The following is a 12,561-nucleotide window of genomic DNA, read 5'->3' as shown; positions in this document are numbered from 1 at the left end:
TGTGGTGAGTGAACGTGGATGAAATCCAATCTGTCTTATACGAATACGGGCTTGAGGCTGAATATATTGAACCTGTCAGTCCTGCTGTCATCAAGGTCTATACTAAGCAGGGTGTATTTGCTCTGAAACGAGTAAAAGCCAGCCGGCATATGCAATTTACAGAACAAATGCTTGAACTGGAATCAAAGGGCTATCGCTCCTTTGTGCCGATTTATCGGACGAAGAGCGGTTCCTTTTTCTCAAGTCATCGGGAAAGCCGGTATGCATACTATTTGATGCCGTGGCTGACGAATGAAAAGAGAGAAGAGCAGGACGATAAGCATGAATATTTATTTCAAGAGATTGCAAGACTTCATAAGCGGACTGAAGTCATGATGGATATCACAGCGCAAGAGATAGAAGCACATTACACACAAATCAAGACCAAATGGGAAACAGAGAAAGACATGTATGAACGATTCATAGAGCGGGCAGAACAAACGTGGTATATGTCGCCATTTGAGCTGGCCGCTGCTATGTATTTTTCAGAGGCGATGTCTGCCAGTGAATTTGCGCTTGAACGTTTAGAAGATTGGCATGAAGAAATGACAGACAAAGAGACAACGCGTGTTGTGCTAAATCATGGACAGCTATCGATCCATCACTTTTTGTATAATGATGTAGGGACAGGACATTTCACCAATTTTGAGCGGTCTAAAAAAGCCGCCCCCATTTATGATCTTCTGACCTTTTACTTTCGGACATTCAAAACCTATCCCACGTCTTGTCCTGAATGCACTTCCTTGTTTTATACGTATCAAAAAGGAAACCCACTTCGGGAGGAAGAACTGCATTTATTCCTAAGCTACCTCGCTTATCCGCAAGGTCTGTTTGATACAGTAAAAGCCTATGAAGCAGGCGGGCAGGATGAAATGGAAAGCTGCCAGCAGCTGTTAAGAGCGTATTGGCAGATGAAAAATTCAGAGCCGACTGTCATGAAGATTCACGAGATTGAGCAGGCTAGACGGCTTGAAGAAGAACAAAGTGCCTCGTCATCGGCGGAATGACGAGGTTATGCTGCGCTGGCTTTATATGGGCAGGTACATAATGATAAGTTTTTAAAACCAATCAAGGTGAAAGGCACAGGCGAGAAAAATAAGAATACCTAGAATGAGGACGTCAAATGTCGTAGGGAAAATGATCGTACGAAATCCTTGAAATATAGCAATCGGGAGAACGACTTGGGAAGCAACTGCCCGAATTTGTCTCAACCAGGGGGGAAGTGTGTAAGGATTGATCTTCTTCAAATCAAACGCCCTCCTTCTTCATTTTGTTATTATCATATGGGCAAAAGGGCGAAGGGTGCCTGCCCAATTTGTATAAAGAAGAAGAAAAGCGGAAAAGATGATTGACGAAAACAAAAGGCATTTAGTAATATTAATAAAAGATGAGTATGTGCTGATGAACGTGATATATCGTAAGCGTGGATCAGGAAGAGTACGAGCAAGACCCTAAAGAGAGGGAAACCAAGAGCTGAAAGGTTTCCTAGGATGTACTTGTTTGGAAGGTCGCCTGTGAGCTTAATTTCTTGAATGAACAAGTAGAGAAATTCGGGAGAACCCCGTTATCCTTTAGAGTGTATGGGACACGTATATGTGTCTCGTGAAAAAAGGTGGTACCGCGAAAAAGCTTTTTCGTCCTTTTATAAGGATGGAAAGGCTTTTTTTTATGTTTCATCAGCCGAAAAAATGTGGAGGTTACACAAATGGGAACAAATAATCAAGAAATGCCAACAAAGTACGATCCAAATGCGATTGAAAAAGACCGCTATACGTACTGGCTTGAAGGGAAATTCTTCGAAGCACAAAATGACAAAACGAAAGATCCATATACAGTCGTCATTCCTCCACCAAACGTGACAGGAAAACTGCATCTTGGGCATGCATGGGATTCTACACTACAAGACATCGTGACACGTATGAAACGGATGCAGGGCTATGACGTTCTTTGGCTTCCAGGTATGGACCATGCCGGTATTGCAACTCAAGCAAAAGTCGAGGCAAAGCTTCGCGAAGAAGGCGTAAGCCGGTATGACCTTGGCCGGGAGAAATTTGTAGAAGAAACGTGGAAGTGGAAAGAAGAATATGCAGATTTTATTCGCAGCCAGTGGGCGAAAATGGGCCTTGGCCTCGATTACTCCCGTGAACGTTTTACTTTAGATGAAGGTCTGAATAAAGCCGTTCGCCAAGTGTTTGTTCAATTGTATGAAAAAGGGCTTATTTATCGCGGAGAGTACATCATTAACTGGGATCCAGCAACGAAAACGGCACTTTCTGATATTGAAGTGATTTATAAGGATGTTCAAGGTGCGTTTTATCACTTGAGATATCCGCTTTCAGATGGAACAGGTTCAATTGAAATTGCGACAACAAGACCTGAAACTATGCTGGGGGATACAGCCGTAGCCGTACACCCTGATGACGAACGCTATCAGCATTTGATTGGAAAAACAGTGGTTTTACCAATTACAGGCCGTGAAATCCCAATCGTCGGTGATGACTATGTCGATATGGAGTTTGGTTCAGGTGCTGTGAAAATTACACCTGCTCATGACCCGAATGACTTTGAGCTTGGAAACCGCCATGGGTTAGAGCGTATTCTTGTCATGAATGAAGATGGCACAATGAATGCGAATGCACTGCAATATAAAGGGATGGACCGCTTCGAATGCCGCAAACAGCTTGTGAAGGATTTACAAGAGGAAGGCATTTTGTTCAAAATTGAAGACCACATGCATTCAGTTGGTCATAGTGAGCGAAGTGGAGCTGTCGTTGAACCGTATTTATCGACACAATGGTTTGTGAAAATGCAGCCGCTGGCAGACGAAGCCATTCATCTGCAAAAAGGGGACGACCAAGTTCAATTTGTTCCAGACCGATTTGAAAAGACATATTTACATTGGATGGAAAATATCCGTGACTGGTGTATTTCTCGTCAGCTATGGTGGGGACACCGAATTCCGGCTTGGTATCATAAAGAAACGAAAGAAGTATACGTTGGACTTGAAGCACCAGAAGATATTGAGAACTGGGAACAGGATAACGATGTGCTTGATACATGGTTTAGTTCAGCACTTTGGCCGTTTTCTACAATGGGCTGGCCAGATGCAGACAGTGAAGACTTCAAGCGCTACTACCCAACCAATCTGCTTGTAACAGGCTATGACATCATTTTCTTCTGGGTATCCCGCATGATCTTCCAAGGACTTGAATTCACAGGAGAAAAACCGTTTAAAGATGTCCTCATTCATGGGCTCATCCGCGACGAACAAGGACGTAAAATGAGTAAGTCGCTTGGCAACGGAATTGATCCAATGGAGGTCATCGACAAATACGGTGCGGATTCATTAAGATATTTCTTAGCGACTGGAAGCTCACCAGGTCAGGATCTTCGTTTTAGCTTTGAAAAGGTTGAATCCACTTGGAACTTTGCGAACAAAATTTGGAACGCATCCCGTTTTGCTTTAATGAATATGGATGGTTTAACGTATGATGAGCTTGATTTATCAGGGGAAAAATCAGTTGCTGATCAATGGATTTTAACACGCTTAAATGAAACGATTGAAAGTGTCACACAGCTTGCTGACAAGTATGAATTCGGTGAAGTGGGCAGACATTTATACAACTTCATTTGGGATGATTTCTGTGATTGGTACATTGAAATGGCGAAACTTCCGCTTTATGGTGAAGACGAAGCGGCGAAGAAAACGACTCGTTCGATCCTTGCGTATGTATTAGATCAAACGATGAGGCTTCTACATCCGTTTATGCCGTTCTTAACAGAAGAAATCTGGCAGCATCTGCCGCATGAAGGTGAGTCCATTACTGTAGCGGCATGGCCTGAAGTGAAGCCAGAGCTTTCCAACGAACAAGCTTCTGCTGATATGAAGCTGCTTGTTGAACTCATTCGTTCTGTTCGTAACATTCGCAGTGAAGTGAACACGCCAATGAGCAAACAAGTTGAGCTTTACATTAAAGCATCTACGTCTGATGTTCAGGAACGTTTAGAGAATAATCGTTCATATATTGAGCGCTTCACGAACCCAAGTGTTCTTGAAATTGGCACAGACGTTCCAGCTAGTGATAAAGCGATGACGGCTGTTATTTCTGGAGCAGAACTCATTCTGCCGCTTGAAGGCTTAATCAACTTGGATGAAGAAATTGCACGTCTGCAAAAAGAGCTTGATAAGCTGACAAAAGAAGTGGAACGAGTACAGAAAAAGCTTGGCAACGAAGGCTTTATGAAAAAAGCGCCTGAAAGTGTCGTAGAAGAAGAGCGTGCGAAAGAACGTGATTATGTCGCAAAACGCGAAGCTGTTCAAAAGCGTATTGAAGAGCTGAAAGCATAAGGTTGAAAAGACGGCTCCTAATGAAATGGAGTCGTCTTTTTTGAAAATTTCGTATGAAATGAGAGATGACATTGTTTACAACCTATCATGAAGCGATTGAGTGGATTCACAGCAGACTGGCCTTTGGTGTAAAACCGGGTCTTGAACGAATGAAATGGCTGATGAACAGACTAGGAAATCCGGAACAAAGCATAAAAGCAATACATGTTGCAGGTACAAATGGTAAAGGATCAACCATTGCGTTTACGCGTTCTGTTTTACAGGCAGCCGGCTATTCGGTCGGAACTTTCACCTCCCCATTTATACTAACGTTCAATGAAAGAATCAGCGTGAACGGAGCGCCTATAGAGGATGAAGAATGGCTGAGTTTGGTGAATGAAATCAAGCCTCTTGTTGATGAATTAGATCAAACAGAGCTTGGCGCAGCAACAGAATTTGAAATCATTACAGCATGTGCATTTGCTTATTTTGATCATGTGCACCAAGTAGACTTTGTCCTCTTGGAAACAGGGCTTGGCGGAAGGCTTGATTCTACAAATATTGCTGTGCCTATCTTAACAACGATTACATCGATTGGTCATGATCATATGGCCATTTTAGGTGACACACTTGAACAAATTGCAGCTGAAAAAGCGGGCATTATCAAAGAGGGTATTCCGATGATCACGGCAGTTCACCAGCCTGAAGCTCTTTCTGTCATTCAAAACACAGCCAAAGAAAAGAATGCCGAATGTATTTCATTACATGATACTTGTAGTTTTGATGAGCAGCAGCCGACAGAAACAGGTGAACGATTCACGTTACGCACATCAAAAAGGCAGTATCCTCAGCTTGAAACAGGATTAATTGGAACGCATCAAAGGCAAAATGCTTCCCTTGCTGTTTTACTCATTGAATGGCTGGAGCAAGAAGGCTATATTAGCGTGACAGAAGAGCAAATATATGAAGGCATTCGGCAGGCAGTTTGGGCTGGAAGGTTTGAAAAAGTCAAAGATCATCCTCCAGTGTATTTAGACGGTGCTCATAATGAAGAAGGGATCGACCGTTTAATTGAAACTGTGCAAGCTCATTTTTCTACTAAACAGGTGCATATATGTTTTAGTGCTTTAAAAGATAAGCCGTACAAGCAAATGATTCAAAAGCTTGAAGCCGTTAGTTCTTCTATCCATTTTGTTTCATTTGATTTTCCAAGAGCCGAATCAGCTGAAAAGCTTTATGTATGCAGTCATTTAGACGCAAAGTCGTATGATGATGACCCTCGTACAGTGCTTGAGTTCATTCAGAAAAAAAGTGATGATCCTTCAGCGGTGATTCTTGTGACAGGCTCTCTTTATTTTATTTCAGATATACGAAATCGTATGATCGGGTAACAAAAAAACGCAAATGGCTTCAATGCCTCTTGCGTTTTTTTCTTTTGATACGCAGGAGGGAAGTGAAATCATATTTTTGCTATGTGCTCAATGAATACGGTCGTGGTAAAATCCGGTCTATCTTATTCTCAGAAGGGGTCACGATATATGATAGGCATTTTTGTGTTTCTTGCGGGCATCACCATGGGGTCATTCTTTCATCTAGTCGGTGAAAGGCTGCCACTGAAGCGGTCTATTCTTTTTCCTCGTTCTCACTGCACAGCCTGTAAACAGCCGCTTTCCTTGCGCGAGATGATTCCGCTAGTTTCGTATGCATTATTGAGGGGGGCTTGTAAACATTGCGGCACTCGGCTGTCTTTGCTATATCCACTGATTGAGCTGCTGTCAGGCAGTCTTTTTTTGCTCATGTATAGAATCGCTGGTATTTCGTTTGAAGGTCTTTTTCTTGTGATTCTTTGTAGTTTATTTGTGATTGCTGTCGTGAGCGATCTCCTTTATATGAGGGTGCCAAACGAGCTGTTTCTCTTCTTTTTCCCTCTTTTCGTCATATACCGCACGCTTGAACCTCTTCTTATTTGGTGGGAAGGAGCGGCTTCGCTTCTTTTTTGCTTTCTCTTGTTTTATAGTTTAGATCGTCTCAAGCCAAATAGCATGGGCGGAGCTGATGTCAAGCTGTTCGGAGTAATTGCATTTTGCTTAGGATTCAAGCCATTCCTTCTCATTCTTTTCCTCTCGTGTATCGCTGGAATCGTCTATGCGAAGGTTTTTTCCTTTCGATTAGATGAGCCATTTCCCTTTGTTCCTGCGATCTCTTTTTCTTTTTGGCTGTATCTCTATGGAGCTCATGTCATGCTCCCATTCACCGGGTCGACCGGTTAAAAAAATTGGCGAACACTTTTTTTCCCTGCCGACAAAAGTCTTGTTCTTTTTTTTATCCGCTATGTTAAAGTGTGAAACAGAAAGAAGGACGGGTTACATTCGCGCTGATTCATTGGACAAAAAGGTCTTTCTTACAAACAATGTCAGAAAGCGGGGAATGACAGTGAAAAAAAGGCAGGCAAAAAAACAAGGGTTAAAAGTCAATATTAATGGCAAAGAAGAAATGCTTCATGAAGATGACCATCAGCCGCTAAAACAACAAGAGGATGATCAAGTGACGTTTTCGAATTGGGAGGAAAAAAGGCAGTCAGAACTGGAGACTGCTGCTTCCGAGGAAGAACCGGCTAAACCGAAAGAAGAAGATTTCCAGTGGGATGATGCAGCTGATCATATTTATCATTCTGATCCAAAGGTCGTCACACCTTATCAAAAGAAAAAAGGCTCCTTTGATCAGAAGTTCGGTAAAAACCGCGGCCCGTTTAAGAGAGTGATGACAACGATTGTGTTTGCAGTGGTTCTTGGGACAGGCCTAGGTGTGTTTGCACTTAGCTTAAGTCAAGATGGTAATCAGAATCCATCAGGGGGAGATATCAGTGTTTCAGCTTCCGGAAATCAATCATCGATGAGAGCGGGCGGGGATGCGCCGCCAGCAGATACTGCTGATGAATCAAAAGAGAATAAAGATGAAAAAAGCGCCTCTGGCAGCTTTTCAACATATGTTGTACAGGCTGGAAAGTTTTCCTCTGAAAAAGGAGCAGATGAATTAGTTGGCAGTTTAAAAGAAGCAGGATACGCGGGGAAAAAGGTCTCAATGGATGATGGCTATTATGTTATTGCCGGGCTTGCGACAGAACAGGGCATGACAAGTGCTGTTGGGAAGAAGCTGATTGATCAGCACTTTGAGGCGTGGGGAGGCAAGGAGCTCTCATTTCAAGTACCGGAGGAGCTGACTAGTTTAATAGAAAAGGCATCTGTTTTATCCTCTAAGGTCATTGCAGGGGATGATGTGGATCAAAAGGACGTTGCGCAGCTGATCTCTGAGCTTGAAAGTGCCAAAACAACGGACGCACCAGCTAAAAGCAGTTTGCTGAAAGCGGTGCAGCTGTTAAATGAACCTACTGCTGAAAACGGGTGGAAATCTCAGCAGGCACTGCTTGATCAATTAAATACGTAAAATCATATTTTAAGAAACCAAACTAGTCAAAAAATGACTAGTTTTTTTCTTTTGCATCCAACATAATGATGAAGGAACATGAAAAATGAATTTTCGTAAATTGTCGGTAAGATGTACATTTGATAGGATGAATGGGTATCTTACTTCTTAGGCTAAACCCTGAAAGGATGAACAAACATGAACCAATTGATTCTCGCATCTCAATCCCCTAGAAGAAAAGAATTGCTTGATCTAGCAGGGTTTTCTTATGACATTCAAGCAAGTCAATTAAAAGAAGAAATAAATCGAAACCTTTCTCCTGCAGAGAACGTCCAATGGTTGGCAGAACAAAAAGCAAGTAATATTCAAAGATTATATCCCGAAGCTGTGATTATTGGTGCAGATACGATTGTTGCAATTGACGGCAAATGTCTTGGGAAACCAAAAGACAAGGAAGAAGCGGCCTCAATGCTTCAATTATTGTCAGGAAAGACACATCAAGTCTTGACGGGTGTCACGATTCAGTCAGAGAATAGAAAAGAAACATTTTATGAACAAACAGAAGTGACGTTTTGGACACTTGCGCAAAATGAAATAGACCGTTATATCGAAACGGGAGAACCGCTTGATAAAGCGGGAAGCTATGGCATTCAAGGAAAAGGCGCACTGTTTGTTCAAAAAATAGATGGTGATTATTTTTCCGTTGTCGGTCTCCCTATTGCCAAAACAGTTAGAGTGCTCGAAACATTTGGAATCACCCCTTTTTGATGACAGGAAGGAATCTAAAAGGAGTGGGCATCATGAACGATTTCCCTATGTTGCTAAAGCATTTTCCTCAAGATGAAAAGCCGAGAGAACGATTTATGAAATATGGTCCCGGCAGTCTGTCAAACCATGAACTTGTTGCGATTCTTTTAAGGACAGGCACAAAAAAGGAATCAGTTCTCCAAATTTCTGCAAGACTTCTGCAAACATTTGGCGGTCTTCGCTCTGTAAGAGAAGCCTCAATTGAAGAAATGTCGAAGATTCGAGGAGTTGGAAAGGCGAAGGCGGTCTCTCTATTAGCTGCTTTAGAACTCGGCACTAGATTACACCATCAAACGACGGACAACCGCTATGTGATCCGCACACCAGAGGATGGGGCAAAATATGTGATGGAAGATATGAGGTTTTTACAACAGGAGAATTTCGTTTGTCTTTATCTCAATTCAAAAAATCAAGTTCTTCATAAACATACTGTGTTTATTGGAAGTTTGAACTCATCCATCGTTCACCCGCGTGAAATTTTCAAAGAGGCGTTTAAACGTTCGGCTGCTTCATTTATATGTGTGCACAACCATCCATCTGGAGACCCGACGCCGAGCAGGGAAGATATTGAAGTCACACAGCGACTTTTTGAATGTGGAAAGCTGATTGGAATACAGCTGCTTGATCATCTTGTCATAGGTGATCAAAAATTTGTGAGTTTGAAGGAAAAAGGGTATTTGTAACACTTTTTTTTTCAATGTTTTACGATATAATAGAGTTTATGAGTTTTTCCCTAAGGGAATTTTGGTTTAAGAAAGGAAGATACATACATATGTTTGGAATTGGTACAAAAGACCTTGGAATAGATCTTGGAACAGCGAACACGCTTGTTTTTATTAAAGGAAAAGGCATTGTTGTGAGAGAACCTTCGGTCGTAGCCTTGGAAACTGATACGAAGTCTATAGTGGCAGTCGGAAATGATGCTAGAAACATGATTGGCCGTACACCTGGTAATGTTGTGGCATTACGCCCAATGAAAGACGGAGTCATTGCAGATTACGAGACGACAGCAACAATGATGAAATATTACATTAATCAAGCATTAAAAGGCAAAGGGCTTTTTGCTCGTAAACCTTACGTCATGGTATGTGTACCATCTGGTATTACAGCTGTAGAAGAGCGTGCAGTCATTGATGCAACAAGACAAGCTGGTGCACGTGACGCATACCCGATTGAAGAGCCATTTGCTGCGGCAATTGGTGCTAACCTGCCTGTATGGGAGCCAACAGGAAGTATGGTTGTGGACATTGGCGGCGGTACAACAGAGGTAGCGATTATTTCTCTTGGCGGCATTGTGACATCACAATCAATCCGCGTGGCAGGAGATGAAATGGATGATGCGATCAGCAGCTACATCCGTAAAACGTATAACCTAATGATCGGTGATCGTACGTCAGAAGCGATTAAAATGGAAATCGGTTCTGCGCAGCCTGATGTACATGATGAGATGGACATTCGCGGCCGTGACCTTTTAACAGGTCTGCCAAAAACAATCTCTATTACGGCAGAAGAGATTGCAAAAGCGCTTCGCGATACGGTGGAAACAATTGTCGATGCAGTGAAAATGACTCTTGAAAAAACCCCGCCTGAGCTGGCAGCAGATATTATGGACCGCGGAATTGTTTTAACAGGAGGCGGTGCATTGCTTCGTAATCTTGACAAAGTCATTAGTGATGAAACGAAAATGCCAGTCATTATTGCAGAAGACCCGCTTGACTGTGTGGCAATCGGAACAGGGAAAGCACTAGAACATATTCATTTGTTCAAAGGAAAATCAAAAGATAATCGGTCGTAATTAAAGAGGTGTAAGACATGCCGCAGTTTTTTATGAATAAAAGATTAATGTTGCTCCTTGTCTGTGTCATCGTACTGGTGGCCATGATTGGTTTTTCAGTGAAAAGCGGCAGAGGTGCTTCATGGCCGGAAAAATTAGTGGGGGATACGACAGGCTTTTTTCAAGGTGTCTTTCATAAACCATCACAATTTATTGCCGGTATTTATGGGAACGTACAAGATTTAAAGAACACATATGATGAAAACGAGCGTCTTCGAAAAAAACTTGATGGACAAACCCAATATGAGGCGAAACTTCAAGAACTAGAAGATGAGAACAAAAAGCTTCGCAAACAGCTTGGCTATGTGAACTCTATTCGTGACTACACGCCAATTCTCTCAACTGTTATCGCAAGAAACCCATCTCTTTGGGATAGCTTTGTGATGATTGATAAAGGGAAAAAACAAGGCGTGGACAAAGATATGGCGGTCACAAATGAGAGTGGTGCGTTAATTGGGAAAATTGAAAGTGATAAGCTCAACAATTTTACTTCGACTGTAAGGTTGCTAAGCTCTACTGACCAAAATAATAGAATTTCAACGAAAATTTTTGCGAAAAAGGGCAAAGAAGAACTCAATGGAATCATTAACGGTTATGACAGCAAGAAAAAAATGCTGACTATGAATATTCTGAAATCCGATGCAGATGGGGATGTCAAAAAAGGAGATCTTGTTGAAACATCTGGAGCAGGGGGCGTATTCCCGCAAGGCTTAACGATTGGTAAGGTGAGTGAAATTGAGCCAGACCATTACGGCCTGACAAAGATCATTTACGTAGAACCAGCGGCTGAACTCAACAATTTAGACCGCGTGATTGTGGTGAATCGCAGCACAAGTACTGCAGATGCATCTGAATTGACGAAGGAGGAAGGCTCGTGAAACGTGTCCTTCTTGCTTTCGTCATGTTGTTTATCTTCGTATTTGACAGCATTTTTGTTGATTTAGTGAAGCTCCCATTTGTTTCAGAGAATCAAATTTTAGCTCCTCATTTCATTTTACTCGCACTTGTATTTATGACTGCTTTTGTGAATCAAAAATATGGTGTGATTTACGGATTTATCTTTGGACTTTTATATGATATTTCATATACAGGTATACTTGGTGTTCATATGTTTGGCTTTGGGGCGCTTTGCTATTTGTTAGCAAAAGCCTTTAAAGTTCTGCAAACGAATATGTTAGTTGTCGTCTTTCTGTCGATTATTGCTGTTTCCGTGATGGAGTTTTATGTATACGGCGTTCAAGCAACAATTCAACCAGGGATTATGCCGTTTAATACGTATGTCATTGAACGTTTTATTCCAACGATTCTTTTAAATACTGCTGCGTCTCTCATACTTGTTGTGCCGCTAAGGCTCTTTTTCACCCATGTGAAACAAGAACTGATCGACGAATAAAAGCAGGAGTTTGTCCAATTACGGCGAAATGAGTATGTTGTTGAGGTGAGCATCTTGAAAACTCAAAAACAGCAATATGTGACGATAAAAGGTACAAAAAACGGATTAACATTACAGTTAAATGATGACTGTTCGTTTGATGACCTTCTTTCTGGCTTGCGAGAGGTTCTATTACTTGAGCAATATACAGATGGAAGAGAAGGACATAAGGTCAATGTGCATATTAAGCTTGGTTTTCGTTATTTAACAGAGGATCAGGAGACACGTTTGACCGAAGCGGTGTCTGAAAATGAACATCTCGTTATCCACTCCATTGAAAGTGACGTCATGTCAACTGAAGAGGCGAGACGATTAAAAGCAGAGGCTGAAATTACTTCTGTAGCAAAAATTGTACGCTCTGGACAGGTGCTGTATGTCGAAGGAGATCTTTTATTAATAGGAGATGTCAATCCTGGCGGAACGATTCGCGCAGGGGGAAATATTTTTGTGCTTGGCGCATTAAAAGGTGTGGCGCATGCTGGATGTAATGGCAACAAACAGGCTGTTATTGCGGCATCACATATGATTCCAACACAGCTTCGCATCGCACAAGTTATTAACCGTGCACCAGATCAAAAAGAAGATGGAAATGAAATGGAATGTGCTTATTTAGATATAGATGGCAATATGATCATTGAACGCCTGCAGCAATTGGCTCATATAAGACCTAATCTGACAAGGCTTGAGGGAGGAATGTGA

General features: G+C 42.0%; 12 protein-coding genes and 1 other annotated feature. Of the genes, 11 read left to right on the top strand and 1 reads right to left on the bottom strand.

Annotation, left to right across the window (positions count from 1 at the left end):
- The first annotated feature begins 14 nt into the window (after positions 1 to 14).
- Positions 15 to 1,046, top strand: coding sequence for a spore coat protein YsxE (gene ysxE / locus NSS65_RS12945; protein WP_034279820.1), 1,032 nt, complete (start codon positions 15 to 17; stop codon positions 1,044 to 1,046).
- A gap of 51 nt (positions 1,047 to 1,097) precedes the next feature.
- Here ysxE and NSS65_RS12940 read toward each other — a convergent pair whose 3' ends face one another.
- Positions 1,098 to 1,286: a hypothetical protein gene (locus NSS65_RS12940; protein ID WP_003216497.1), complete on the bottom strand. Its 189-nt coding sequence runs from the start codon at positions 1,284 to 1,286 to the stop codon at positions 1,098 to 1,100.
- Positions 1,287 to 1,454: 168 nt separating this feature from the next.
- Positions 1,455 to 1,684: a binding site (T-box leader), on the top strand.
- Positions 1,685 to 1,744: 60 nt separating this feature from the next.
- Between NSS65_RS12940 and NSS65_RS12935 the strand changes: the two genes are divergently transcribed.
- The 10 genes from NSS65_RS12935 (at position 1,745) to minC (ending at position 12,561) form a co-directional block, all read left to right on the top strand.
- Positions 1,745 to 4,387, top strand: coding sequence for a valine--tRNA ligase (locus tag NSS65_RS12935; RefSeq protein ID WP_144496271.1), 2,643 nt, complete (start codon positions 1,745 to 1,747; stop codon positions 4,385 to 4,387).
- Between the two features lie 65 nt (positions 4,388 to 4,452).
- Positions 4,453 to 5,757, top strand: coding sequence for a folylpolyglutamate synthase/dihydrofolate synthase family protein (locus NSS65_RS12930; RefSeq protein WP_326134832.1), 1,305 nt, complete (start codon positions 4,453 to 4,455; stop codon positions 5,755 to 5,757).
- 147 nt (positions 5,758 to 5,904) lie between these two features.
- On the top strand, positions 5,905 to 6,636 hold the full coding sequence (locus NSS65_RS12925) for an A24 family peptidase (protein WP_144496269.1): 732 nt from the start codon (positions 5,905 to 5,907) through the stop codon (positions 6,634 to 6,636).
- Between the two features lie 157 nt (positions 6,637 to 6,793).
- Entirely contained in the window at positions 6,794 to 7,810 is a 1,017-nt protein-coding gene (locus NSS65_RS12920; protein WP_259455943.1) for an SPOR domain-containing protein, read from the top strand.
- 177 nt (positions 7,811 to 7,987) lie between these two features.
- Positions 7,988 to 8,557, top strand: coding sequence for a Maf family protein (locus NSS65_RS12915; protein WP_120208305.1), 570 nt, complete (start codon positions 7,988 to 7,990; stop codon positions 8,555 to 8,557).
- Between the two features lie 47 nt (positions 8,558 to 8,604).
- Positions 8,605 to 9,279 carry a DNA repair protein RadC gene (gene radC, locus NSS65_RS12910; protein WP_034280738.1) on the top strand — a complete coding sequence of 225 codons (675 nt, stop codon included), beginning with the start codon at positions 8,605 to 8,607 and terminating at the stop codon, positions 9,277 to 9,279.
- Positions 9,280 to 9,368: 89 nt separating this feature from the next.
- Entirely contained in the window at positions 9,369 to 10,391 is a 1,023-nt protein-coding gene (locus tag NSS65_RS12905) for a rod shape-determining protein (RefSeq protein WP_326134831.1), read from the top strand.
- A gap of 17 nt (positions 10,392 to 10,408) precedes the next feature.
- Positions 10,409 to 11,308 carry a rod shape-determining protein MreC gene (gene mreC, locus NSS65_RS12900; RefSeq protein ID WP_048239013.1) on the top strand — a complete coding sequence of 300 codons (900 nt, stop codon included), beginning with the start codon at positions 10,409 to 10,411 and terminating at the stop codon, positions 11,306 to 11,308.
- Positions 11,305 to 11,823, top strand: coding sequence for a rod shape-determining protein MreD (gene mreD, locus NSS65_RS12895; protein ID WP_061109422.1), 519 nt, complete (start codon positions 11,305 to 11,307; stop codon positions 11,821 to 11,823). Before mreC ends, mreD begins: the two co-directional genes overlap by 4 nt.
- A gap of 54 nt (positions 11,824 to 11,877) precedes the next feature.
- Positions 11,878 to 12,561 (top strand): septum site-determining protein MinC, encoded by a 684-nt coding sequence (gene minC / locus NSS65_RS12890; RefSeq protein WP_046311942.1) that lies wholly within the window; start codon positions 11,878 to 11,880, stop codon positions 12,559 to 12,561.

Origin of the sequence: Bacillus sp. FSL K6-1006 (genome assembly GCF_038593175.1) — a bacterium.
Taxonomy (GTDB): domain Bacteria; phylum Bacillota; class Bacilli; order Bacillales; family Bacillaceae; genus Bacillus; species Bacillus safensis.
The sequence above is the reverse complement of the archived record's forward strand: the minus strand, read 5'-3'. Positions and strand labels throughout refer to the sequence as shown.

Bases quoted from the DNA above. Each gene is read 5' to 3' on its own strand.
- NSS65_RS12935 (WP_144496271.1), top strand. From the start codon at position 1,745: ATGGGAACAAATAATCAAGAAATGCCAACAAAGTACGATCCAAATGCG.
- NSS65_RS12930 (WP_326134832.1), top strand. From the start codon at position 4,453: ATGACATTGTTTACAACCTATCATGAAGCGATTGAGTGGATTCACAGC.
- NSS65_RS12925 (WP_144496269.1), top strand. From the start codon at position 5,905: ATGATAGGCATTTTTGTGTTTCTTGCGGGCATCACCATGGGGTCATTC.
- NSS65_RS12920 (WP_259455943.1), top strand. From the start codon at position 6,794: ATGACAGTGAAAAAAAGGCAGGCAAAAAAACAAGGGTTAAAAGTCAAT.
- NSS65_RS12915 (WP_120208305.1), top strand. From the start codon at position 7,988: ATGAACCAATTGATTCTCGCATCTCAATCCCCTAGAAGAAAAGAATTG.
- radC (WP_034280738.1), top strand. From the start codon at position 8,605: ATGTTGCTAAAGCATTTTCCTCAAGATGAAAAGCCGAGAGAACGATTT.
- NSS65_RS12905 (WP_326134831.1), top strand. From the start codon at position 9,369: ATGTTTGGAATTGGTACAAAAGACCTTGGAATAGATCTTGGAACAGCG.
- mreC (WP_048239013.1), top strand. From the start codon at position 10,409: ATGCCGCAGTTTTTTATGAATAAAAGATTAATGTTGCTCCTTGTCTGT.